General features: G+C 65.4%; 23 protein-coding genes and 1 tRNA gene. 17 read left to right on the top strand and 7 right to left on the bottom strand.

Features of this window, described 5'->3' with window-relative positions; all coding sequences use genetic code 11:
- Positions 1–26: 26 nt before the first annotated feature.
- The 4 genes from FIV44_RS13225 (at position 27) to FIV44_RS13210 (ending at position 3,634) form a co-directional block, all read left to right on the top strand.
- On the top strand, positions 27–773 hold the full coding sequence (locus FIV44_RS13225; protein ID WP_141004845.1) for a hypothetical protein: 747 nt from the start codon (positions 27–29) through the stop codon (positions 771–773).
- Complete coding sequence (locus FIV44_RS13220; RefSeq protein WP_141004844.1) at positions 770–1,498, top strand: hypothetical protein; 729 nt, start codon at positions 770–772, stop codon at positions 1,496–1,498. The genes FIV44_RS13225 and FIV44_RS13220 overlap by 4 nt, the downstream gene beginning before the upstream one ends.
- The gene (locus FIV44_RS13215) at positions 1,495–2,679 is read left to right on the top strand and encodes a hypothetical protein (RefSeq protein WP_141004843.1); all 1,185 of its coding nucleotides are present in this window, start codon (positions 1,495–1,497) and stop codon (positions 2,677–2,679) included. Before FIV44_RS13220 ends, FIV44_RS13215 begins: the two co-directional genes overlap by 4 nt.
- Positions 2,680–3,187: 508 nt before the next feature.
- Entirely contained in the window at positions 3,188–3,634 is a 447-nt protein-coding gene (locus FIV44_RS13210; protein ID WP_141004842.1) for a hypothetical protein, read from the top strand.
- 15 nt (positions 3,635–3,649) lie between these two features.
- Here the strand turns inward: FIV44_RS13210 and FIV44_RS13205 are convergent, their stop codons facing one another.
- A complete protein-coding gene (locus FIV44_RS13205) occupies positions 3,650–4,888 on the bottom strand; it encodes an IS256 family transposase (protein WP_141003212.1) in 1,239 nt (412 codons plus the stop codon).
- Between the two features lie 208 nt (positions 4,889–5,096).
- Between FIV44_RS13205 and FIV44_RS13200 the strand changes: the two genes are divergently transcribed.
- From FIV44_RS13200 to FIV44_RS13190, 3 genes are all read left to right on the top strand, one after another.
- Positions 5,097–5,723 carry a hypothetical protein gene (locus FIV44_RS13200; protein ID WP_141004841.1) on the top strand — a complete coding sequence of 209 codons (627 nt, stop codon included), beginning with the start codon at positions 5,097–5,099 and terminating at the stop codon, positions 5,721–5,723.
- A gap of 159 nt (positions 5,724–5,882) precedes the next feature.
- Positions 5,883–6,134 carry a helix-turn-helix domain-containing protein gene (locus FIV44_RS13195; protein WP_141004840.1) on the top strand — a complete coding sequence of 84 codons (252 nt, stop codon included), beginning with the start codon at positions 5,883–5,885 and terminating at the stop codon, positions 6,132–6,134.
- A gap of 607 nt (positions 6,135–6,741) precedes the next feature.
- Complete coding sequence (locus FIV44_RS13190; RefSeq protein ID WP_141004839.1) at positions 6,742–7,074, top strand: histone-like nucleoid-structuring protein Lsr2; 333 nt, start codon at positions 6,742–6,744, stop codon at positions 7,072–7,074.
- Positions 7,075–7,136: 62 nt separating this feature from the next.
- Here the strand turns inward: FIV44_RS13190 and FIV44_RS13185 are convergent, their stop codons facing one another.
- Both FIV44_RS13185 and FIV44_RS13180 read right to left on the bottom strand, forming a co-directional pair.
- Positions 7,137–7,622, bottom strand: coding sequence for an ASCH domain-containing protein (locus FIV44_RS13185; RefSeq protein ID WP_141004838.1), 486 nt, complete (start codon positions 7,620–7,622; stop codon positions 7,137–7,139).
- Positions 7,595–9,082: a PIN domain-containing protein gene (locus FIV44_RS13180; protein WP_141004837.1), complete on the bottom strand. Its 1,488-nt coding sequence runs from the start codon at positions 9,080–9,082 to the stop codon at positions 7,595–7,597. Before FIV44_RS13180 ends, FIV44_RS13185 begins: the two co-directional genes overlap by 28 nt.
- A gap of 287 nt (positions 9,083–9,369) precedes the next feature.
- On the opposite strand from FIV44_RS13180, the gene FIV44_RS31350 reads away from it, so the two are divergent.
- Both FIV44_RS31350 and FIV44_RS13170 read left to right on the top strand, forming a co-directional pair.
- Complete coding sequence (locus tag FIV44_RS31350) at positions 9,370–10,149, top strand: DUF6414 family protein (RefSeq protein WP_219996435.1); 780 nt, start codon at positions 9,370–9,372, stop codon at positions 10,147–10,149.
- On the top strand, positions 10,139–11,341 hold the full coding sequence (locus FIV44_RS13170; protein ID WP_141004836.1) for an AAA family ATPase: 1,203 nt from the start codon (positions 10,139–10,141) through the stop codon (positions 11,339–11,341). The genes FIV44_RS31350 and FIV44_RS13170 overlap by 11 nt, the downstream gene beginning before the upstream one ends.
- A gap of 66 nt (positions 11,342–11,407) precedes the next feature.
- Here the strand turns inward: FIV44_RS13170 and FIV44_RS13165 are convergent, their stop codons facing one another.
- Positions 11,408–12,340, bottom strand: coding sequence for a hypothetical protein (locus tag FIV44_RS13165; RefSeq protein WP_141004835.1), 933 nt, complete (start codon positions 12,338–12,340; stop codon positions 11,408–11,410).
- A 774-nt stretch (positions 12,341–13,114) separates the two neighbouring features.
- Here FIV44_RS13165 and FIV44_RS30465 point away from each other — a divergent pair.
- Positions 13,115–13,255: a hypothetical protein gene (locus FIV44_RS30465; RefSeq protein ID WP_181411154.1), complete on the top strand. Its 141-nt coding sequence runs from the start codon at positions 13,115–13,117 to the stop codon at positions 13,253–13,255.
- Positions 13,256–13,291: 36 nt separating this feature from the next.
- On the opposite strand, the gene FIV44_RS13160 is transcribed toward FIV44_RS30465, so the two are convergent.
- Entirely contained in the window at positions 13,292–14,302 is a 1,011-nt protein-coding gene (locus tag FIV44_RS13160; protein WP_141004834.1) for a phospholipase D-like domain-containing protein, read from the bottom strand.
- Between the two features lie 86 nt (positions 14,303–14,388).
- On the opposite strand from FIV44_RS13160, the gene FIV44_RS13155 reads away from it, so the two are divergent.
- The 4 genes from FIV44_RS13155 (at position 14,389) to FIV44_RS13140 (ending at position 16,461) form a co-directional block, all read left to right on the top strand.
- Positions 14,389–14,461 (top strand) — tRNA-Arg (locus FIV44_RS13155).
- A gap of 186 nt (positions 14,462–14,647) precedes the next feature.
- Positions 14,648–15,115 carry a lipocalin-like domain-containing protein gene (locus FIV44_RS13150; RefSeq protein WP_141004833.1) on the top strand — a complete coding sequence of 156 codons (468 nt, stop codon included), beginning with the start codon at positions 14,648–14,650 and terminating at the stop codon, positions 15,113–15,115.
- 32 nt (positions 15,116–15,147) lie between these two features.
- Positions 15,148–15,597 carry a hypothetical protein gene (locus tag FIV44_RS13145; RefSeq protein ID WP_141004832.1) on the top strand — a complete coding sequence of 150 codons (450 nt, stop codon included), beginning with the start codon at positions 15,148–15,150 and terminating at the stop codon, positions 15,595–15,597.
- Positions 15,598–15,762: 165 nt separating this feature from the next.
- Positions 15,763–16,461, top strand: a complete 699-nt coding sequence (locus FIV44_RS13140; protein ID WP_141004831.1) for a GntR family transcriptional regulator — start codon at positions 15,763–15,765, stop codon at positions 16,459–16,461.
- Here the strand turns inward: FIV44_RS13140 and FIV44_RS13135 are convergent.
- Both FIV44_RS13135 and FIV44_RS13130 read right to left on the bottom strand, forming a co-directional pair.
- On the bottom strand, positions 16,458–17,201 hold the full coding sequence (locus FIV44_RS13135; RefSeq protein ID WP_141004830.1) for an HpcH/HpaI aldolase family protein: 744 nt from the start codon (positions 17,199–17,201) through the stop codon (positions 16,458–16,460). The two genes, FIV44_RS13140 and FIV44_RS13135, sit on opposite strands and share 4 nt — an antisense overlap.
- Positions 17,198–18,412 (bottom strand): M24 family metallopeptidase, encoded by a 1,215-nt coding sequence (locus FIV44_RS13130; protein ID WP_219996434.1) that lies wholly within the window; start codon positions 18,410–18,412, stop codon positions 17,198–17,200. The genes FIV44_RS13135 and FIV44_RS13130 overlap by 4 nt, the downstream gene beginning before the upstream one ends.
- 131 nt (positions 18,413–18,543) lie before the next feature.
- On the opposite strand from FIV44_RS13130, the gene FIV44_RS13125 reads away from it, so the two are divergent.
- From FIV44_RS13125 to FIV44_RS13115, 3 genes are read left to right on the top strand one after another with little or no spacing between them, the layout of a single operon-like run.
- Positions 18,544–19,467, top strand: a complete 924-nt coding sequence (locus FIV44_RS13125) for an FAD binding domain-containing protein (protein ID WP_141004829.1) — start codon at positions 18,544–18,546, stop codon at positions 19,465–19,467.
- Positions 19,464–20,009, top strand: coding sequence for a (2Fe-2S)-binding protein (locus FIV44_RS13120; RefSeq protein ID WP_141004828.1), 546 nt, complete (start codon positions 19,464–19,466; stop codon positions 20,007–20,009). Before FIV44_RS13125 ends, FIV44_RS13120 begins: the two co-directional genes overlap by 4 nt.
- Positions 20,006–22,453, top strand: coding sequence for a xanthine dehydrogenase family protein molybdopterin-binding subunit (locus tag FIV44_RS13115; protein ID WP_141004827.1), 2,448 nt, complete (start codon positions 20,006–20,008; stop codon positions 22,451–22,453). The genes FIV44_RS13120 and FIV44_RS13115 overlap by 4 nt, the downstream gene beginning before the upstream one ends.
- The last annotated feature ends 15 nt before the right edge of the window (positions 22,454–22,468 follow it).

Here is a 22,468-nt window from a genome sequence, read left to right as displayed (position 1 = left end):
TCGTCGCGAGGCGCAAGGAGCCGAAGATGAAGCTACGTCGCAGGAATCGGCAGGCGGGCGGGTCCACGTCGGCGGCTGGCGGAGGCGCCCCTGCTGCTGGCGAGGTTTGCTGGTGGGATCTTGAGGCGTCGTCCAAGTACGAGCCCCTGCTCGCCGCTAGCTTCAAGGCAGGTCGGCAGATGGCTGAGCCGGACAGACCGGGCACCCCGGCGCCCGCCTGCTTCACGGAGGCGGTCGCCTGGGTGACTGAGCTAGGCGCTTCGCGGGTCCAGGCCTTCCATTGGGATCACCGTGCTGATGTCGAATTCGTGGTGGCCAATAACAACCTTGTCCACTACTACGGTGAGCTGGACTCCCGCCTGATCAGCCCGGACGCCTCCCGTGAGTTCCAGCAGCGACTCGCGGCATCGAACGCTGAAACTGCTCGCCAGGTCAGAGGTCGGATTGCGAGGTACAAGTCCGAAGAGCAGGCTTTGGACTATGAGCTGAGCCGCCTCGCGGAGGCCGCGCGGCGGCTGCTTTCGGCGATGCGTGGCGAGTTCATCCGAGGTTGGTTCCATCGCGATGACATAGACATGGTGACCTTCCCGGCGATCGACCCGGACGCCTGGAAGTACTCAGGTCACAGCGGCATCGATCTTGGTGATGCCTTCGATCCGCTGGGTGACCTTCGCCGGCCGAGCCCGGACGCCTTGCTGTCACCGGAGCCACGGGATCATCACCCACTCGGCTTGGCGGCCGGTGCAGCATCCGCGTCGGAGTCAGATCGATGAGGATCGTGCACATGCCGTGGCGGCTCGGAGTTGGCGCCCTCCTGAGCCTCGGGTTGATGTCTGCGTGCGGGGGGCCGACCGACGGAGATCACACCGTTGTCAACTTTGATGTGTCCCGTTCGGCGAACAATGCCAAGGCCAATCTCGTCAACGAGGCCAAGAAGGTCTTGGCAGCTCAGGTATCGGCGATGAAGGCCGGCGACCGCGTCACCGCCGTCGGCTTCAACTTCGCGCCTGGCACGTCGTGCAAGCCTTTGGTGTTCACGATCGCTGAGGACGCGAACAGCGAAGAGGAACGCGTGCAACGCGCGGCCAACACTGGTGGTCTGCCCGCAGCTTTCGACGGCTACATCGAGTGCCTGACGGGCGAGTCTGGTTTCGCAGGCAAGGGCTCGGCGATCTTCGGCTCGATCCCCACTGCACTCGACAAGGCTCAGGCCGACCGGTACCCGATCGACGCAATCATCACGGTGACCGAGGGGTGCAGCTACGGAGAAGGCGTGCCGGTGTGCAATCCGAACTGGCTCGCCCGTGACGACCTGGCAACGGCGGTTGTCGAGAAGCTGCCCGCCGAACTCAAGCCCGACCTCACCGGCATCAGCCTTGCCTGGGTCGGCCTTGGCCAGGGCACCAAGTTGCAGGCTCCTGATATCGCGCGCTTAGCAGGCGTCTACGCGGCGTACGCCGGTGCAACCAATGCGGAGGACAAGGAAGTAGAACGATGAACCGAAACAAGCACTCGAAGCTGGCTAGTGGCGCCGTGCCAACAGATCAGGATGCGGCGCGCGGCCCACAGACCCCGAAGGCAGCGTTGGCAGTCCTGGCTGGCTGGGTGTCGACGATGGTCGGCCCTTCGGAACTCCGGGTGATGCCCCAGCTCGTCAACATCGCGGAGGCGACCGACGCCTCCAACAATGCTGGCGTGGCGGACGCTCGAAGCAAGCCCTTCGACATCTACTCCGAAGCCCCCCGGCTATCGCTTGAGCAGGCAATCCTCCCGACTCTCCTCGGCGTGCTAGACCTGATTGGCATCCGTGCCCGCGACATCTTGGCTGCGTGCCGAAACGGCAAGCTGACGCCGCTCCCGCAACCGACACTGCCGGCGGTTTGGTACCGGGCGATCTCGCCACTGACCTGGATTCTGCTGGTCATCGGCGGGCTGATCGAGATGTGGCTCGGCGCCCAGTTGTGGGAGCGCCTGATTAGCGCTGATGACTCGTGGTCCTGGGTCGTTGGGTTGGCGTGGGGGTCGGTCATCGCCGCGGGCATGGTCGTGATCGCCCGCATGGTGTGGGAACAGCGCCCAGGGCTGTTGCAAGAAAGGGGCTTGGTGATTGCCTTCGCTTTGGCCGCCGTCTTCGGCTTCGGCTTGGCCATCTATGCCTACGCCCTGGCGGGCGGCGCCGAGCCTGAGCAGTCTGGCGGCATCGAAGGCGGCACGACGACCGGAGCAGACGTCGCAAGTAGTGGCGTAGGCGTCAACTGGATATTCGCGCTGGTCTACTTCGGAGCGATGGCCTTTATCGCAGCCATGCTGGTGTTCGCACACCTTCGTGACATGAGCCAAGAAGCCAAGGAGCGTCGACGGGCGAAGCGGGACGCCTGGAGCCAGGTCCTAAGCCCTGAAGATCAGATCCGACTGGCGATCGAGCTCCTTGAGGCTTGCCTGGCCCTCGTGCACCAAGCAACAACGGTCATCCAAGCTCTCGCGTCAGCGTACGTTGGTGGTGCCCGCATGACACTCGCGCCAGAGCTGAACAGCATGTGGAACACGGACAGGCTGGAGCGTCTCGAAATCGCGCCTCCCGCGTGGATGGGCGACATCCGGCAGGAGATCCGCGTCCTAAAGCAGCGGCTTGAGTTGCCTCACGACGAACCTCCGGCGCTCAGCGGGGCCGCGTCCTGAAGACAGGACTGTTGCGCGGATAGGTGACAACCTAACCCCGCGCTGGCTCCCTCTGCGTGGGTGGTTTCGAAAAGCCATGCGGCGAAGTCTGGCATCTCGAGTTCGGTGAAAAACTGGCGGCACTGACGAAAAAGTGGATGGCTTCCCCTGGATCAGAGGCCAACCGCGCGCGAATCGCGACGCGAAGCCGCGGATCACAGATGCTGAGCGTGTCGATATCGTAGTCAAGGTCTTCGGGTACGCGCGTCACACCTTGTCGGACGAGTGATCGGATTCGTTCAACAAACAAGCCCGCAAGCCTGTCCATTTCCTTCGGTGAACGCTCACCGAACTTTCTATTTGGTTCCTCAGTCATTCGCTTTCCATTTTAACGAACCTTTGTATTGACGGCCAGTGTGGCGGCACAGTGCGGTATTGGCAAATAGGCGATGTTCCGTCATAATCACAAGCAGAAATGAACAACCGCTCTACCCTCCTCTCCCGCATTTACGCCCTCAAGATGACAATCGTGGCATTGCTGGTCTTTGGAGTCGGTGTTGCTCTTCTCACTCTGGCCCGCGCCGTTGGCAACGACCCGTCGTGGGACTGGCTGAGCTTCTGGCCACTCGGTGAGCTCGGCGAGATCCTGGTCGCCGCTGGCCTCCTCGGCACCTGGGTCGATCTACTCATCAGCCGTGACCGGGACCGAGCGATGACGGAGAACAACCGTGCCGTCCAACTTGCGCTGATGCCGGACACCGTCGACACCGTGCTCCGTGCCTTCGCCGCCAAGCCCAACGACATGAAGCGCGTGGCGACACCGGAGTTTCTCGACCAGTTGGCAACCAGTGCCCTGACGCTCCGTCTCGGCGACGAGCAGTTCGCCCGCGAGATCTACGAAGAGGTTCGTGACCAGGCCATCCGCGCGCCAGAGCGCTGGCACAACGACAGAGCCCCGCGGGGTGGTGGGCTTTGAGGTGATCCTCGGTGCCTACGAGTCGCTGCCCTCGATGGCGGCGACGGGGTCAGTATCGCTGGTCTCGTAGAGCTTCGCCATCGAGCCTTCAGACAGGTAGCGGCGATCGGCGGCGATCCACTCGTCGTGCATGTCGATCAGCACGGCTCCGACCAGCCTGATGACCGCAGCGGGGTTGGGGAAGATCCCCACGACGCGGGAGCGGCGCTTGATCTCCTTGTTGACCCGCTCGAGCGGGTTGGTCGACCAGATCTTGCGCCAGTGCTCGCGCGGGAACGCGGTGAAGGCGAGGACCTCGGTCTTCGCGTCGTCCATGTAGGGACCGATCTTGGGCCACCTGAGGGCGAACTCCTCACGGGTGCGGTCCCAGGCCGCGTCGATGTCGGCTGGCTTGGCTTGGGCGAAGATCATCCGGAACGCTGCGGCGACGTAGTCGGCCTGACCCTTGGGGACGTGGGCGAGGAGGTTGCGGGCGAAGTGGACACGACACCGTTGGTGCGCGACGCCCTGGAACGCTCGGGACAGGGCTGCGACTAGCCCGGAGTGCTGGTCGCTGATCACCAGTTGTACCCCGCCCAGACCTCGCTGCTTGAGGCTGAGCAGGAACGCTCGCCAGAACGTCTCGTCCTCGCTGTCGCCGACGTCCAGTCCGAGGATCTCCCTGTCCCCACGGGCGGTAACGCCGGTCGCGACGACCACGGCCATGGACACGACTTGGCCACCCTTGCCGGGCTTGTTGCGGACGTGGAGGTAGGTCGCGTCGAGGTAGATGTAGGGGAACTCGACGTGGTCCAGGGTGCGGGTGCGGAACGCGCCGACGGTCTCGTCGAGGTTGGCGCAGATCCTGGAGACCTCGGACTTGGAGATCCCGGAGCCGCCCATCGCTTCGACCAGGTCGTCGACGCTGCGCGTGGAGATGCCGTGGACGTAGCACTCCATCACCACCGCGTAGAGCGCCTGGTCGATGCGGCGGCGGGGTTCGAGGATGATCGGGAAGAACGATCCCTTGCGGAGCTTGGGGATCCGCAGCTCGACGTCGCCGGCCTTGGTGGTCAACGGCCGCGTCCGGTGGCCGTTGCGCTCGTTGGTGCGGTCCTCGGTGCGCTCGTAGGGCGCGGCGCCGATCCGTTCGGTCGCTTCGAGTTCGATCAGCTCCTGGAGCGCGACACGGACCGATTCACGGATCAGGTCGACACCATCACCGGCACGAAACGCGTCGAGGATCTCGGACAGGGCAGACTGGGGCAAGGCCATCGGAGGGACTCCTTCTTCAGTGTGTTCTTGGTCGTTCACACCGAAGATCCCGCCGATGGCCGCCTACGTGCTGACGCCTCGCCGCTGGTCCCTCAAACCCCACCACTCCCGGGGACTCTTACGGCACAACCTGGACATCAAGATCAGGCTCTCATCTATAGATGAGAGCAGCACCAGAGGTGCTGCTCGTCCTTCGCCACTACGCGGAGTGAAGCACGAGGATCTCTTCGACATCTTCGTGGAGTGGGAGTACACCACCGTCCCGAGCCACGCTGTGCGCAAGTTCGCCTGTGTCTCCGACCGGGACGAGTTCTACGAACTCATGACCGACATCCCGGCTACTTGGGCATGGTTCATGCCCGAACGCACTGGTGTCTCCGCCGCGGAGGCGGCGTCCTTCGAACTGCTCGAGTTCAGCGTCGACGGCGAATCACGACCAATCCGCCGCTCCCAGCGCAAGACCGGCCAGACCTACACCGTCTCGGTTGGCGACGATATCGTCCACGCTGGACGGTCTGTCCGCATTCGTCACGTCTGCCGCACCGTCGGGGCCAAGAGCGCCCACCGGCTGTTCACTGAGCTTCCCGCGCCGACGCGCGGGCTATCGCTCGAACTCGACTACACCCAAACCGACATCGCGCACCTGTCCGTCACCGACGCCGTCACCAGTCTCTCGAAGCCGAGGATCACCCGGATCCCTGAGCAGTTCGCCGGCCGCGAAGTCCAAGTCGACCTCGACGGCTGGCTCATGCCCAGGTCCGGGTTCACCTTCGTCTGGACGCTCAGCTCCGAAGCGCCCGCGCCCACGAAGCAAGCCGGCTCCAAAGCCGCGTAAGACCGGTCTCCCGGTCCACCGGCGGCACCCACGTTCCACCCATGTTGGTCCTCTCCTCCTCGTCGTCCCCGGCCGATCCGGGAATCGCGACGATAGGATGGATAGTATTGGGATTCAAGGTCTCTGGATGGAAAGTCTTGAGACCGATGGGCTTGGAATGTGCCCCGTCCCGCTGGCAAGCCCCCGCTGTCCTCGGCAACCGCCGAGTTCGGCGCGCGCGTACGCCGGCGACGGGCCCAGCTCGGCCTGAGCCAAGAAGCGCTGGCCGACACCTGCGAGCTCCACTGGACCTACATCGGCCAGGTCGAGCGCGGCCAGCGCAACATCTCGCTCCACAACATCATCCGCATCGCCGAAGCGCTCCAGATCGATCCTGGCCGCCTGGTCCAGGGCCTGGCTTCCACGACGTGACGAAGCCGCCGGTTTCCCTGCGCCGCCGGTGGTCAGAGGCTTGCCAGCTGTGCAGTCATCGCGCGGACCAACCGCCGAGCGCTTCCGATGCTCAACTCAAGTCCGACCGATGCGTTCTCGGCCTCAACGACCGTAAGCCACGGTTCCGGCGACTCCACAGGCTGCGCTACGCCGACGATCAGTTCGGCGGCGGTCATATCCAACGCCCACTGGCTGGCCGTTCGTACCCGTCGTAGGAGAGTGACCGGCACCCAGAGCCCTCGACGCTGTGTGGCTCGGGATCGCCGGGTACGTCTTCACGGTGGTCCTGGCTGCACCACGGCGGACAATCAGTTCGACCAGCGTCTTCTTCTGTCATAGGAGGACTCCCTTCCCTGCTCGCCATATGTGAGGCGGGACGAGAAGCTAGATCGACAGTCCGGCGAAGTCGAGCACGACCGGGAAGAATCTCAGAAAGATCGCCGCCGGTTCAGAAATGCGAGTCGGAGCCGCGCGGAAAGCGAATCCGCGAACTGCGTGGCCGCTCTTCCGTTTGGCCCAACCGCTACCCCTGGTCATAAGATGGCGTCAGAAATCTGATGGTCCTCCACTCGAAAGGTGTCTCGGCATGGCGCAGCGTGTAGTAACTCAACTCATCAGCGATCTCTCTGGTGAGGAGATCAAATCCGGCAAGGGCGAGAGCATCGAATTCGCTTACCGCGGCGTCTCCTACCGCATCGATCTCACCAACAAGGAAGCGGCTGGCTTCGACAAGGTGATCGCCACTTACCTGGAGCACGCCACCAAGACCAGCGGACGCCGGAAGACCTCCGCCGCCTCCTCGAAGAGTGGCTATGTGGCCAAGGATGTCCGGGCGTGGGCTGCTGAGCAGGGCATCGACGTGCCGGCGCGCGGTCGCATCGCTGCCGATGTGGTGGAGAAGTATCAGGCCGCAACCTGACGACAATTCGACGACGGGTACGTCGCCGGTGTAGCGCCGGTCCCAGTCGGCTACTCCGGCGGTCAGCCGCCGACCGCCACCAACGGTCGATCGATGTCGAGTTGCTCCTTGCGGTCAATGGCCTGGCTGAGTGATCGGGCGCGGTCGAGTCGCTCGCCGTTCAGGTACATGTATGACTGAGGCGGTCGCAGGGCTTCATCAAGGTCCGTCAGACGAAACGCGCGGGTGAACCGCCGAGGCTTTCGAACACGGATCACAAAGGCGGCGTCAGTGTCGAGGTAATAGCGCTCGAAGTCGTGCTTCTTGATGCCGCCCACGCGCTGGTACGTCGTCCACGCGCGTCGGGGCGTCAGTCTCTCGACTCCAGCAACCTCGAACATGCCCACGACCTGTTGGATCGGAGCGGTCGCATAGATGACAACGTGGGTGACATCCTCGGGCAGCCCTTGCCGGCGGAACTCCACCTTCTTGGTGCCGTTGAGGATTGCCTGTGCGTAGTCAGGGTGGATAGAAAACAGCGCTACGCGTCCAGTCGCCGTGCGAGCCATTCTGTTCCCTTCGCATTGGTCTGTGTCAATGATTGTGGCCAAGATGTGAGGGCACCGTTGCCGAGCAGTTCATCGAGGTGGATCGGGGCTGACCGAAGAACGCGGTCCTGGCGGAACATGATCGCGAGAACGTCGCGTTTGCGGGTCAGCTGCGTGATCTCGTCGAGCGAGTAGACGGTGCGGCGGCCTACCGCCGCGACGATCTCGGCTGGGTCGCGGCTGACAATGGTACTTTCGCAGACTCCCACCACATGCACCGCCTTCTCGTCACCGCTCCGATAAAACAGCAACGGGTCGCCTGAACGTAGGAGGCGACTCGGCGCGTTGCACAGATACGCCTTCCGCAGCGCGTTTCCGAACGGCTGGGTGGTCAACCCGAGTGTCGCTGGGAAGAGCGCGTCTTCGTCGGCCGGCTCAGCATCCGGGAACAGCAGCCGGTGCCAACGAGGCTCGATCGGGATCACGAAGGGGCGCCTGCCGGTGATGCGTAGAGCCGGGGGCCCGTATCTGACGTGGTACTCCAGCGGGTCCAGGACACTCGCGTCGTCTCCGCCATGCGGCTTGGCGAACACCAGCTCGCCGACCGACGTTCTTACGCCGTCCAAGGCCCGGAACCCGAAGTCCTCGAGGAGGGCTATCAGGACCTCGTGCTTCGCCAGGACGGTCACGTATAGGCCGGTGTAGCGCTCGGTGTGGGTCTGCTCGAAGATCGCCTTGAGCAGCAGCTCGCCGTACTTCTGGCCGCTGTACCCGTCCGCGACCTTGAACGTGCACACCTTCAACTGGGGACCGGGAAGCCCGAACTCTCCGGTTGGCTCTCGCTTCAAGATCGCAAGAGCGGCATGTTCTGCTTCCCCTTCGATGAGGAGAGCGTCCCGCTGTCCTCTTGCGACCTTCTCGAACCAGGCCACGAACCCCCGGTAGTCGGACTTGAGTCCGTCGAAGATCGGATCGTTGATGTTCAACTGGTGAGCCTTGATGCGGCGAACCGATGGCGGTGGACGAGGCAAGTCGGCGTGTAGTGCCCGGAGCATCGCAATTGCATCTGACAGCGTCAGTACGCGGTCCGCCACGCTCATGCGACGGGCCTTGCGGTGCAGGCCGGCGTCCTCGGTGACGAGGTACTCGGCAGCGTTCCCGACCACCGCAGCCAGCAACAGCTGGTCGACCTCATCATTCGAGCCCGCTGCTGGCCTGCCCAGTACGGCTTCCTGGTCGACGGAGATCTGTGGTGGGGACACAAGAGGCGTGTAGCGCCCGAAGAGAGTCAGGCGAGCTTGTCGCTTCGCAGTGTCGCGGATGCGCGCAAAGTCCACTCGTGAGCCGTCATGAGTGCGGACATCGTGATGATGCGTCGTCGCGAGCCTCATGAACTCCATGGCGAACTCAGCGCCCGCCTCCAACTCATGGGTCAGCGGGTCGCTGGTGATCGCGACATTGCTGTCGATGAGGAACAGCACGAGATATACCCTGCCCTGAAATCGCCGTTCGGTTGCGCGGATCCGCCGTATCGGAGACGACCGACCCCGCAGCGGCCGGGTCGCAAACCTGTTGCTGCTGTCGCGGGGGCGCCGGTCGTCGCGATTTGCAGACCGGAGCATCGGCTCACAGGGGCGTGTGCAAGTGGTGACCGGCCTTGCACGCATGCCATGCATCGCACAGGTGTTCGATCGATTGATAGAGTGCGGGCGGCCCCACGAGGCCAAATTGTCTGCACGCCCAACGTCGGAAGCCGAGTGAGCGACCAATGACCGCAACGCCCGAGGATCGCAACCACCCCAGGCAGTCGATGATCAAGATCGTCTATTGCGACGAGGAGTCCGTATCGGACTACCTCGACATCTCTGCTGGCGGCAAAGAGTCGTCCACCAGCGAGCAAGTCAAAGAGCGTTCCAGGGAAACGCATAGCGAGGTCGAAACCAAGATGATCGCGAAATTCAGTTGGCTGCCGTTCCTCGGCGCGTCGGCTGAGACCGGGGCCGGGGCCGCGCTGTCCGCTGCGGGCCGCAGCATCCTGAATAAGACGCTCTCGAACACGATCCTTACCGACTACCTCGACAAGACGGATGGCGATGAACGGATCCGGCAGCTGCGTGGCCTACGCGTCAAGGCGCTGGACGGCTCGATGGCGTATGCGAAGATGTACACGCCGTACATGGTCATCGCAAAGACTGAGGACCAGGGCGTCGACCTTTCTCGCCTCGATGAAGCCCTTGAGCGAGCTAAGGGTTACTACGAACTTGTCGGGGAAGACGAGGACGGCACGAAGTGCGTGCTCCGCTTCAACATCAAAGCGTTCCGTAACAACTACGGCCTGACCGACCTGGGCAGGATGCGGCTCGTGTTCCACGGCGTTCTCGTCGGCAAGACCAAGGAACGTGAACTCCTGATGGAGTCGGAGATGGAACCCACCGACGGGGCAGAGGTGCTGAGCGCTCGGGATCTACTCGATCGCAGGACGACAAGCTCTGAACTCGAACTCGACGTTTACGACGTACTTCTAGCCGGGGTGGAGCATGTCGAGTGATCCAAAGATCACGATCTACTACGGCCCACTTGCGTGGTTCAAAGAGAAGTCGGAGCCCAAGCGGCCCGTAGCTCTTATGGATCTAGTTCGAGAACGCGATGAGGCAACGCGGGTCATCACGCACCGAGTCACTCAGCACGGTGCCGAATCCGACGAAATGGTGGAACTGCCAAAGCCGAAGCGCCCCGGCCATGTCGCCGCCCAGTCGGGTGATTATGCGAGTCTCAACGATCACGTGATCACGAACTTCGCCGGGTGGATACGTGAACTCAACCCGAAGCATCTCTACCTTCACAACCCGCCGTTTCACGTTCACAAGCAACTTGAGCGAAGTTTTTCGGTGAAAACCGAGCGCTACAACTATCCCGTGGTCACCCGCGAGACGCTCGTCAAGTTCCGCGACCACTACGCCGAGCACCTGGTCGGACAGGTTTCGGCGAAGGAGGCACTCCTGGCGGCGCTCTACCCGCTCACTCGTCAGGGTCGTAGCAAGCCCGTTGTTGTAATGCTCTACGGTCCCTCCGGTGTGGGCAAGACCGAGTCAGCGGAGTTCATAAACAAACTGCTCATCGGCACTCTCATGCGCAAGCAGTTCTCGATGTTTCACAACGATCAGTTCGCTTCGTACGTGTTCGGAGGCAAGCTTTCAGAGTCGTCCTTCGCTCACGATCTCCTGGATCGTGAATCCGGCGTCATCCTGATCGACGAGTTCGACAAGGCTAATCCGGTGTTCCACAGTGCCTTCTACCAACTCTTCGACAGCGGCGTCTTCGAGGACAAGAACTACAGTGTCACCCTCGGTCCGGAGCTAATCATTTGCACGTCGAACTATGACTCTGAGCAGGACGTCCAGCGCGCCCTCGGGGACGCGCTCTATTCGCGGTTCGACGCTCTCATTCGGTTCGAGCCTCTGTCGGCGGATGAGATCAAGGAGATCATTGACCGGCTCGTCAACGCTCGCTTCGAGAGTCTCGATGCCGAGGAGAAGAGCCACGTTGACCTCGACGTTGTGCGTGACCTACTGCACTCGGCGGCCGGGCGGATGGGTAACGTCCGGAAGCTGAGCAAGGTCGTTGAGGAGCTCATCTCGTTGATGCTCGTTCGCGCCGTGCTGGACGGGCAGACCCGCAGCCCAACCGAGACTGAGAAGGGTATAGAAGGAGCCTCGCTGCGTGGCGGGCTTCGAGATTGATTCTTGGTACCTATGCGCCTGCTTGATCACTACGGGCGACGACCCCCGTGGGCTGCATAGTCGCCGCTATCCGCTCACGGCCATCGCGGCCTTGAGGAACGATTCCCTCTGCTCGGGCAACACCGGCCGTCCGAGATACTGGCCGAGTGCATCCAAAAGGAGCATCGTCCCGATCAACACTCCGGGGCTGTGGTGGACGGTGAGCCAGCCCGGCGTGGTGGGTGTACCGCTGTCAACGAACATGTCGAGCCAGGAAAGGACATCGGCGGAGTGCTCGGCGTGGTTCACCGACGATCCCTTGGTCCACGAGTACTTGCCAGCGATGCCCTCGTCGCCGGGGATCTCCTTGAGCAGTCCGTCAACCGACAGGCGCGTTCCCACAGACGGAGCGAGATTTCCGTTGATCACCTCCCACTGCCGGGCTCGTGCGTGCTCAAGGATGGATTGAATAGCGGTCGCCGCGTCCTCCTCGCCTGGCTCTCCCGTGGTCACTCGTTTGAACAACTGGTTCTGCTGCTCCAGTACCCGCACCGTTGCAGAGAGCCTGGCCAAGCGTCTCGTCAGACCGCGTTGTGCACGGACGGTGGAATCCCGGCCACTGCCCAGGAGGCCGACAACCCAGATGCACGCCTCGAAGTAGCCCCGGCCAACTGTCACTCCGCCGACGAAGGATGACTGCGCGCCAACGATGGTGCCGAAGCCGCGGAGTTGATCGGCGGCTGATCTGAGGTGGACTCCGACCTCGTACTTGATCAGGTCCGCGACTGACTCATCCACGCCGGTGATGGTGATAGGAGTGGCCTGGACGTCATCCCACCGAGCGGTTCCCTCCCTCGCGGGCCATTCTGCAGCCGCGAGTAGGCGAAGTCCTTCAGCAAACAGATCGCACTGGCTGACGAAGGTGGCCCGAAGTTGCGCCATCCGTTTGCCGGAGCGATCCAGCTCCGCGAGCAGGTTTGCGGCCCACTCTTCAGTGATCTCCTCCGAATCGCCTTCCATCCGACGACCCTAATGTGTTGCTTCTCGCAGGATGTGTACCTGAGGCATGATCCAACCGGTGCTGGTTCCTGATCAGCGTGTCGGTGGACTGTGACAGCGTCGGGCTGTAGGGCGTAGATGGCCCGCCGGCTGAAGCGGTTGTTCCACGTGGAGGTCCTTGATCGTGCAGTCGCCGTGTGGGTGGTCGGGTGCGATTACTGCGCTACTCATCCTCGCTCAGGTTCAGCACTGCCTTTCGCGCCGCAGTGTGACTACACCCGTACCGCTCACCCAACCTCTTCCAGGTCCAGCCTGCCTCGCGAAGTGCCCGCGCCTCGACCAACTTGCCGCACGGCATCCCTGCCGGCGCTGGCCGGACCGCTACGCCATTGACCGCGAGCCACCGCGACACCGTCTCGTGCCGCACGTTGTACTTCACCGTCAGTGCTTTGATCGTCATACCCCCCTGATAGTCGGCTACCAAGGAGGCCACCTGGTCCTGGTTCAAGCGACGCTGCCGCTTGAACCTCGCCGCTGGGCGAAGCCGATCGAGTGACGGGGCGGCCGGCACTCCGGCGCTGACAATCTTCGCCGTCTGATCCCAGAGCGATTTGTTCCAACCTTGCGTCAGTTGGGCCGCCGACAGCACGAGACCCCCGGTCGTGACGACCGGGGGTCTCGCCGATTCGGAGAAATCTCTGCATGATGGGGTTTGGAGCTGCGGTTCGGGGGAATGTCCACTCGACTCTCGGGCCGAGTCGCGGGTCCTCGGACCCCACACTGGAGGGAACCACCATGAAGAACCTCACCCGGAAGACGGCCTTCGGGATCATCGCCCTCATCGCCGCCGCCGGCGTCGTCGCGATCCCGGTGTCGGCCGAGGCCGACACCGGCTGGGGATGGCGCGTCATCCCCAGTCACCACCAGGCCAAGTAGTCACGTAGGCACCACGAGATCGCGGCACCGCCCCGGCTACCGGGGCGGTGCCGCCTCGTCGTCCTTGCCGGCGATGCCGAGCTTGCCCATGGTGTAGCCGAGCTGGAAGCGCGTCTCCGCGTCGTACTCCTCCTTGAGCTCCGCGACATAGCCGGCGTACGTCCGCGGGCTGACGCCGAGCCGCTTCGCGCTCACCGCGTCGGCGTGCCCCTCGATCAGCATCCGGATCGTCATCGAGCGCTGCTCCGACGCGATCTCCTTGGTGACGCTCTGGCCGGCGCTCGCGAACGGGCGCCCGCGGGCGAAGGCCCGCTCGAAGACGTCGACGAGATAGGCCACGATCGCCGGCTCCCGTACGACGACCGCCGTCGCCAGGCTGTCGGCCGCCGGGATCAGCGCGACCCGGCGGTCGACCACGATCATCCGGTTGAAGAACTCGTCGAGCGTGCGGACCTCGGCTCCGTGCTCGGTCACGGTCGCGACGTATTTGTGCGTCGCCGGGTGCCGCCGCGCGCTGTGCTGGTAGAGCGTCCGCATCGCCAGGCCGCGCTTGAGCGCCGCCACGTCCCGCACCGCCGCCTCCGCCACCGTCTTCGCGCTGCGCGTCGCCTGCGGCTGGGCGGTCAGCAGCTCCTCCTGGGCCTCGCTGACCAGGGTCGTGAGGTAGGGGTTGATCGCCTCGCCGTGCAGGTACAGGAACGGACCCGACTCGCTCGCCGCGGGCGAGCGCCGCCAGCTCTGCGCCAGGTGCGAGAACGCCGACGCCCACCGCGCCGACTCCTGCAGCAGCCGGGCCCCCTCGTTCCCCAGCGGCGTCACCACCCGGGACTGCGCGTTGCTCGGCTCCAGCGGCCGCCAGGTCTTCCGCGACGCGTCCAGCTGCAGCAGGCCGAGCTCGACCAGCAGGTCGAACGCCCGTCGTACCGACGACGCCTCGACCAGCCGCGGGTCGTCGGCCGCCAGCCCGCCCTCCGCCAGGATCTGCTCGTACAGCCCGGTCGCCTCCTCCTCGAAGAGCGCCCGGTCCTCGGGCTCGTAGGAGGTCATGGCGTCATGCTTCCACACCCCCGGCCGCCGTGATTCGGCATCTGCGCGCCGCCTCGGCTATTCTCGTGCGGTCGCCTCGGCGGCGAGCGCCTGTAGCTCAACGGATAGAGCATCTGACTACGGATCAGAAGGTTTGGGGTTCGAATCCCTACAGGCGCGCAGATCGGCCCCTGATTCACCTAGGAATCAGGGGCCTTCGCTCATTTCGCGGTACACGTCGGACATGCAATCCGGCAGCCGCTCCTCGCGCCGTGCTTAGCGGGGCGTTCGAACGTCCCCATCGATGGTAGCCTGTCGACAGGCGACCAAACTAAGAGGTCGATCGACGAGTCTGGCGGAGGAGCGATGAGCGAAGCGTCGTCGGGACTGGTGGGCGCGTGGACGCTCATCGACTACACGACCACCGACCTTGCCGGTGGTCGCGTTCGACACCCCTTGGGTGCCGGTGCTCGCGGTGTCCTCGTCTACACGGCCGATGGGTACATGTCGGTCCAGATCGCTGCTGACGACCGTTCGCACTACGCCACCGACGAGCTGCATGGCGGGACCGGGGCCGAGCGCGCTTCGGCGGCGGCGGGCTACCTTGCCTACGCGGGTCGGTTCGAGGTCAGTCCGGAGGGGATCGTGACCCACCTGATAGACATCTCGCTCTTCCCCAACTGGTCGAAGCGCCAGATCCGGCGCAGGGCCACCCTCCGCGGCGACCTGCTCACCCTGGGGATCGTCGAGCCGATCACCGTCGACGGGGTATCGCGAACCGGCATCTTGACCTGGCAGCGCTTCGCCCCGTCGCCGGTGTCGGCATCGGTGTGATCGCCAGCGGGATGTTCCGGCCGCGGTTGGCGGTGGCATCCGTCGTGTGCCTCCCGGTCCTTGCTCTGCCTGCGATCCTGCCGAGGCCCATCGTGCTGTCGGCATGGCTGGGAACCGCGGCCATCGCGCTCCACTGGCCTGATCGCTACCGGGAGGACCGTCGCCGGATCGCGGCGGCCTATGCCCACGGCTTCGCTGTCATGACGGCAGTAGCACTTCTCGGTCCTCTGCTCGGAGCGCCCGGATGGTCGATGGCGGCTGTCGGCCTGATGGCGCTCATCACCTCGCCGGCCGCGAGCTGGCACCCGCCCGTCGCCTGCCTGCCGTTGTCGGTCGGGATGACCACGCCGTCGGCCACCCTCGGCGACTGGGCGCTCCTTGCCGTGCTCACCTCGGCGCACCTGTGGTGCCTCAGTGGCGCCGCAGGCGTGCTGTCGCCGCGGCGTCGGACGCGCTGTGAGGGAGGGGCTGACCCAGAATGACGCACTGCTGTCGGCGGGACGTCCTGCGACAATCGCAGCCGGGGTGCCGGGACTCCTGAGAGGAGATCGCCGAGCGCCTCGGCAGTACGAGCAGGGATACTGTTCGGAATCTCGTGCCTCCGACGGTCGGTGGGCAGTGTGCAATTCGGGAGAGGGTCTGATCTCATGGTTCGTGATTCCCCACGCTGGGGATCGATCTCCGTCGAGGAGAACGCCCCGCAGCGGGCGCCCTCCCTGGCAGAGCAGACCTACCAGACGCTCAAGCGCTGGATCGTCGAGGGAGACCTCGAGCCCGGCGTCGCGCTCAGCGAGAACGACCTCTCGCGTCGGTTCTCGATCAGCCGTTCGCCGCTGCGTGAAGCGATCCGCCGACTTCAGGAGGACGGTCTGCTCAATGCGTCGGGACCGCGGGGATTCACCGTGCCCGACCTCAGTGTCGACCTCATCCGTCAGGTCTACGGCGTGCGACTGGCCCTGGAGTCCGCAGCGGCCGCATCCGCTTCGATCCCCGACTCCGAAGTCAAGGCGGCGGGCGCCGAACTGCGTGCGCTCGGCAAGGAGGTCAAAGCCGGCAAGTTCGAGAACTTCACGCGCTCGGACTTCGAGTTCCACGACCTCTTCGTGCAGAACTGTGGCAACCCGATGCTGGTCGACCACGTCGACCGGATCCGAGGACACGTCCGGCGGATCGCGAACTTCGCCGGACAGCTGGCGGAGCACTCGCGGGCCTCCTATGCCGAGCATGTCGTGATCCACGAAGCGATGCAGTCCGGGGACAATCTGGCGCTCCGCGACGCCGTCGAAGGACACATCAGAGGCGTGACCGACCGTCTCGTCCTGCAACTCGAGGCGCGCGCTAGTTAGTACGCCGGCTTCTCGAGGTTCGACATCGCCGTCCGAGACTCCGCGACCAGCGCCCGTGAGGCGCGCATCAACAGGCTCGAGTCGGAATCGAGCGCGATCATCGTGAAGCCGAGGCGTCTCCACGTGGCCGCGGCAGACGGGCCGCCCGCGAAGACGCCGGCGACGATGCCGGCATCGTCGCAGGCGCGTGCCACCTCTGCCCCGATCCGGAGCATGGCGTCGTCGGACGTCCGCGCTGGGTCACCCCACAGCGAGAGCCCGAGATCCGCCGGCCCGAGGAAGATCCCGGAGACTCCCGGGGTGGCGGCGATGGGGTGGAGGTTCTCGAGGCCGGACCGGTCTTCGATCATCACATAGCAACGCGGGAGCGGCTCGTCCTCCCCGGCTGCGGTCGGGGCTCCCAGCTTGGCGCGCAAGGGTCCGAAACTGCGAACGCCGTCGGGAGGGTAGTGGCAACGGGAGACTGCCTCGTGTGCACGGCTCGCCGTTCCCACCATCGGCACGATCACGCCGCAGGCGCCGGCGTCGAGCGCGTGGCAGATGGCTGCGTCGGAGGGCTCGGGTACCCGCACCACCGTCGGACACCCTCGCAGATCCAGTGCCTGGACCATCGGCAGCAGGGCGGTGCGGTCGGGAAGGCCGTGCTGCATGTCGATGCAGCACCAGTCGAATCCAGCGCTGCCCATCACCTCGGCCACATAGGGGCTGTCGACATGGCACCAGCCACCGAGCCCGTTCATCCCGCGACGTTCCAGCCCCGCGCGTTGTCGCCGAATGCGCGGTAGCCGCCGTCTGTCACGGCCACAGTGTCCTCGAGTTTGATGAATCCGCGCCGGGAGTGGCAGAGCGTCGTCTCGATCGACAGGACCATGCCTTCCTCGAGCGGACGTCCGCCGTCGGCGTTGGGGTACGGGACCGGACCGGTGTCCGTCAACCGCGGGGCCTCGTGGCTGATCAGGCCCATCCCGTGCGCCAGGAAGGTCGTCTCTGCTCGGAGGGGCGAGCTCGTCAAGGCCTCGTCGGCCGCCACGTAGATCTCCTGGCCGAGCGCTCCCGCCCGGATGGGCACGCGTGCGGCGAGTTGGATCCGGTCGATCTCCGCAAGCAGATCCTCGAGCTCCGCATCAGGCTCGCCCAACACCGCCATCCGTGCCACGTCGCCGATGTAGCCTCCGAAGTTGCCGCCCGAGTCGAGGCATACGGGGTCGCCGATCGTCCAACGGTCCTCCGACGCTCCGCGGTTGAGGCTCTTGCCCATGTTGACGAGGCAGTACTCGAAGGTCAGCCCACGATCCGTCTGCTCCCGCCGGAGTGCCTCCACGAGCTCACGCTTGGTGGTGCCCTCGCCGTGCTTGCTGAAGACGGCGCGCATCGCGTCGACCACCTTCGCGGACGCCTGCTCCACGAGGCGGAGCTCAGTCTCCGACTTGCGGGCGCGTAGGCGCTCCAGCACGTACAGGCAGTCCTCGATCCGGTATCTGCCGGCCAAGGCCAGTCGGGTGAACGCGTCGGCCGGCATGAAGGAGGACTCGATCCCGATCGCCGCGCCGGTGGGGAGCACTCGCTCGAGGTGACCGAGCGCCTCCTCGATCGGATCGACCGAGCCCCAGCTCGTCAGCGACACCTCCGGCACCCACACCGGGTCGTTGTCGAGTTGCCAGGCTTCGTTGGAGTTCGCGATGTACCGGGTGAGGTCCAGCCGGCCGCGAACGTAGATGACGACGGGCAGGTACCGGCTGACACCGATCGCGTCCATGTAGTCGAAGAAGAAGAAGCGATGGCCGCCGAGGAGGTACTGCGCATTGTGCTTCGACGTCACGAGCACGGCATCGAGGCCGGCCGTGTCCATCAGCTCGTCGAGACGTCGATGGTCGAAGGGGGGCTCCATGGCACGCTCCTCTGTCATTGGCGACGGTCGCCTGTCGACAGAAAGGTAAGTCTGGGGCCACACTGTGTCAACGTCGGACGGCGTCGCCGTCTCGAGCGAGGAGGAACCGTGCGCCTGATCCCGCGTGCTGCCCGCTGTGGGTGTCCCAGAGTCGAACACTCGGTGCCGGCCCGGGTCGTCCTAGGTTCGCCGTCATGAAGCCCGCACCGTTCGCCTACCACCGGGCCACGTCCGCGGAGCACGCTGCAGCGTTGCTTGACGGGCTCGGCCCCGAAGCCCGCGTGCTCGCCGGGGGTCAGAGCCTCGTTCCGTCCATGAACCTGCGCCTGATGACTCCGCCGCACGTGATCGACATCGGGGGCGTGGGCACCCTCGCCTTCATCCGACGCGAGGGGGCGCGGCTCGTCATCGGCGCGATGACCCGCCAGTCGACGGTAGAGGAGTCGCCGCTCGTCTCGGAGGCCGTTCCGCTCCTTGCCGAGGCGGTGCGCCACGTCGCCCATCCGCCGATCCGGCACCGCGGCACTGTCGTGGGCAGCATCGCGCACGCCTCGGCGGTCGCAGAGCTCCCGGCGGTTGCCCTGGCTCTCGATGCCGACATCGTCGTCCAGGGTGTGGCGGGGTGCCGAACGGTGGCCGCCTCCGAGTTCTTCATCGGACCGTTCGCAACCTCCCGCGGCGCCGACGAGCTGGTCGTCGAGGTGCGCTTCCCGGTGGCGGGGCCCGGGCACGGGTGGGCGTGGCGTGAGCTGAGCCCCCGCAACGGCAACTTCCCCTTTGCCGGTGCGGGGGTGGCGCTCGCCTTCGCCGATGGGGTGATCGAGCGCGCCGCCGTCGCGTTGTGCGGGATCAGCGACCGCCCGGTCCGGGCCACGGCCGCCGAACAGGCGCTCGTGGGCGAACGCTGGACGCCGGACCTCCTGACCGATGCTGCCGCCCTCGTGGTCGAGGGCATCGCTCCGCGGCCGGACAACGACGTGGCCGCGCACATCGTGCCGGTCCGGGCCAATTCGGTCGCCTCGTGGTCCTACCGGACGAAGGTCGCCCGCACCCAAGCCCGCCTGGCCATGGCAGCAGCCGTGGACCGGGCGTTCCGAACCGAAGGAGACCCCCGATGACCGAACTCGTGGACCCCCTGACGCCTGTCGGTGCGGGGATGAGCACGCCAGACACGCAGTATCCCGTCACCCTCACGGTCAACGGTCAGCGGCGGCACGTGGCGGTCGAGGGCCGGCGGATGCTGGTCGACGTCCTGCGCCAGGATCTGCGGCTCACCGGCACGCACGCCGCCTGCGATCAAGGCGTCTGCGGCGCGTGCACAGTGCGGGTCGACGGCCAGACGCTCCGCTCGTGCATCACCCTGGCCGTCCAGGTCGACGGAGCCGAGATCCGCACCATCGAAGGGATGGCCACCTCGCCGGAGGAGCTCGGGCCGGTCCAGCAGGCGTTCTGGGAGAAGCAGGGCCTGCAGTGCGGGTTCTGCACCCCCGGCATGATGCTCAGGGTCGAGGAGATCCTCGACGAGAATCCGGCTCCGACCCGCGAAGAGGTGCGGGAGGGCATCTCCAGCAACCTCTGTCGTTGCACGGGCTACCAGTTCATCGTCGATGCCGCCATGCGTGCAGCGGAGATCCGCGCCGAGCGTGGGAGCGAGGCATGAGCGCCGCGAGAGTGTCGCCCGACGACCTCAAGGGCACTGCGGTCCCGCCCGACCAGCGCAAGGTGATCGGAACCTCGATCAAGCGGGTCGAGGATCCCAAGCTGCTGCGCGGGCGCGGCCGCTACATCGACGACGTCGTTCTCGACGGCATGCTCCATGCGGTCGTGCTGCGCAGTCCGTACCCGCACGCGCGGATCGTGGCGATCGATGCCGAGCGTGCCCGGCAGGCGCCCGGCGTCGTCGCCGTCATGACGGGGATCGAGGCAGCGTCGTACATCGCACCCATCCCGGAAGCCGGTCCGCACCCGGACAAACACGTGTGGCGGGTGCTCGCCGCCGACAAGGTCCGTTACGTGGGCGAGGGAGTCGCCGTCGTCGTCGCGGAGAATCGCTATCTGGCCGAGGATGCGCGCGATCTGATCGACGTCACCTACGAGGTGCTCGAACCGATCGTCGATCCGCTCGTCGCGGCCGAGGACACGGGCAACCTGGTGCACGATCTCCTCGAGACGAATGTCGCTCTCGAGCACACCTTCGAGTTCGGGGACCCGGATGCGGTCTTCGCCGATGCGGACCTCGTGGTGAAGGATCGGCTCCGGTGGCGTCGATCGGCCGGCACGCCGCTCGACACCTCGGGTGCCGTCGCCGAGTACGACGAGGGCACGGGCGAGCTGACGATCCACTCCAACAGCCTCAGCGGCACGACGGGCCACTTCGCGCTCGCCGCGACGCTGGGCATCCCCGGCAACAAGTTCGACATGAAGCCGTACTACGCCGGGGGCAGCTTCGGCGCGAAGCAGTTGTGCTGGCGCGCCGCATTGACCGCCGCGATGATGGCGAAGTACACCGGTCGCCCGGTGAAGTACGTCGAGGACCGTCTCGACCACACCTTCAACGGCGACCAGATCGGCTCCGACCGATACTACGAGGTCGAGCTCGCCGTGATGCGCACGGGTGAGCTCAAGGGGCTCAAGATCGACGTGGTCGATGACTACGGTGCCTATATCCAGTTCGGCGTGGCCTCCCACGGCAATGCGATGGCTCAGCCGACCGGTCCGTACCGGATGCGGGCGCTCAAATACCACGTGCGAGCCGTGCTGACCAACAAGACCCAGCAGGGCGCGTACCGTGGATTCGGCACCGACGCCGGCAACTGGGTGCTGGAACGGATGGTCGACAAGGCGGCGGCCGAGCTGGGCATGGATCCGACGGAGATGCGCCGGATGAACTTCATCCGGCCCGATCAGTTCCCGTATCGCGCACCCGGCGGCAACATGTACGACTCCGGCGACTACGAGCCGGTACTGGACCACGCGATGCGCCTGCTCGACTACGGCGGCTGGCGTGAGAAGCAGGCGCAGATGCGCGCGGCCGGACGGCACGTCGGGATCGGCGTGGCCACCTGCAACGAGCGCAGCGTCTACGGGCCCACCGAGTTCTGGTTCTGGAGCGACAAGGTCCTCGACGGCCCCACCTCCTCGCCGGAAGGCGTACGACTCAGCATCGATGCGCAGGCGAGCTTCACGGTCACGCTGTTCTCCAAGCCCTTCGAAGGCAACAGCCCCGACACGGTGGCTTCGATGCTTGTGGCCGAGGAGTTCGACATCGACCCCCATGACGTCGCCGTCCAGCACCACGGCAGCAAGGGTGGCCTGCCCTCGGCAGGCCCAGGCGGAAGTCGTCTCACCGTGATGCTCGCCGGAGCCGTGCAGGGCGCGTCGAGGGTGTTGAAGGACAAGATGCGCCTCATCGCCGCCCACCGGCTCGCGGTCAACAAGGACGAGCTCGAATGGGTCGATGGCGGGTTTCAGCTGATCGACCTGCCCGAGACCAGACTCAGCCTTGCCCAGCTGGCAGAGATCGCGCACTTCTACAAGATCGACCTCCCCGAGGGCATGGAGTCTGCTCTGGACGCCAGCTTCGTCTACGACCACCCGTTCCTCACCAAACCGGCCGCCGACCGCAGCGATCTGGGCATCTTCTATCCCTGCGTCGGGCACGCCTGCCACCTCGCCGTGGTCGAGGCGGATCCCGAGACGGGGCAGGTGACGATCCTCGACTACGCCGCGGTCCACGACTCCGGAGTTCTGGTCAACCCCCGCTCGTACGACGGTCAGATCGTCGGCGGGACCGCACAGGGCATCGCCACCACGTTGTCGGAGGAGTTCGCCTTCGACGACAGTGGCCAGCCGCTGACCACGACCTTCTGGGACTACCTGATGCCGACGGCGATGGACGTCCCGGAGATCAGGATCGGTCACGAGGAGACGCCGTCGCCGATCACGGCGAACGGCGTCAAGGGAGGCGGAGAGGCGGGCCGTCTGATGGCGCCGTCCGCGCTCTCCTCCGCGATCGACGACGCGCTGCGGGAGTTCGGCGTGCGAGTCCTGGACCTGCCGGCCACACCCGAGCGGCTCGTCACCATGATCGACCGGGGGGCGTGAGGCGCGTACGGGACA

This window comes from Nocardioides humi (genome assembly GCF_006494775.1).
GTDB classification, from domain to species: Bacteria; Actinomycetota; Actinomycetes; order Propionibacteriales; family Nocardioidaceae; genus Nocardioides; species Nocardioides humi.
This window is presented reverse-complemented; position numbering and strand designations above follow the sequence as displayed.

Coding starts and splice junctions, on each gene's coding strand:
- FIV44_RS13225 (WP_141004845.1), top strand. CDS start 27: ATGAAGCTACGTCGCAGGAATCGGCAGGCGGGCGGGTCCACGTCGGCG.
- FIV44_RS13220 (WP_141004844.1), top strand. CDS start 770: ATGAGGATCGTGCACATGCCGTGGCGGCTCGGAGTTGGCGCCCTCCTG.
- FIV44_RS13215 (WP_141004843.1), top strand. CDS start 1,495: ATGAACCGAAACAAGCACTCGAAGCTGGCTAGTGGCGCCGTGCCAACA.
- FIV44_RS13205 (WP_141003212.1), bottom strand. CDS start 4,888: ATGGCCTTGCCCCAGTCTGCCCTGTCCGAGATCCTCGACGCGTTTCGT.
- FIV44_RS13190 (WP_141004839.1), top strand. CDS start 6,742: ATGGCGCAGCGTGTAGTAACTCAACTCATCAGCGATCTCTCTGGTGAG.
- FIV44_RS13185 (WP_141004838.1), bottom strand. CDS start 7,622: ATGGCTCGCACGGCGACTGGACGCGTAGCGCTGTTTTCTATCCACCCT.
- FIV44_RS31350 (WP_219996435.1), top strand. CDS start 9,370: ATGACCGCAACGCCCGAGGATCGCAACCACCCCAGGCAGTCGATGATC.
- FIV44_RS13170 (WP_141004836.1), top strand. CDS start 10,139: ATGTCGAGTGATCCAAAGATCACGATCTACTACGGCCCACTTGCGTGG.
- FIV44_RS13165 (WP_141004835.1), bottom strand. CDS start 12,340: ATGGAAGGCGATTCGGAGGAGATCACTGAAGAGTGGGCCGCAAACCTG.
- FIV44_RS30465 (WP_181411154.1), top strand. CDS start 13,115: ATGAAGAACCTCACCCGGAAGACGGCCTTCGGGATCATCGCCCTCATC.
- FIV44_RS13160 (WP_141004834.1), bottom strand. CDS start 14,302: ATGACCTCCTACGAGCCCGAGGACCGGGCGCTCTTCGAGGAGGAGGCG.
- FIV44_RS13150 (WP_141004833.1), top strand. CDS start 14,648: ATGAGCGAAGCGTCGTCGGGACTGGTGGGCGCGTGGACGCTCATCGAC.
- FIV44_RS13140 (WP_141004831.1), top strand. CDS start 15,763: ATGGTTCGTGATTCCCCACGCTGGGGATCGATCTCCGTCGAGGAGAAC.
- FIV44_RS13135 (WP_141004830.1), bottom strand. CDS start 17,201: ATGAACGGGCTCGGTGGCTGGTGCCATGTCGACAGCCCCTATGTGGCC.
- FIV44_RS13125 (WP_141004829.1), top strand. CDS start 18,544: ATGAAGCCCGCACCGTTCGCCTACCACCGGGCCACGTCCGCGGAGCAC.
- FIV44_RS13120 (WP_141004828.1), top strand. CDS start 19,464: ATGACCGAACTCGTGGACCCCCTGACGCCTGTCGGTGCGGGGATGAGC.
- FIV44_RS13115 (WP_141004827.1), top strand. CDS start 20,006: ATGAGCGCCGCGAGAGTGTCGCCCGACGACCTCAAGGGCACTGCGGTC.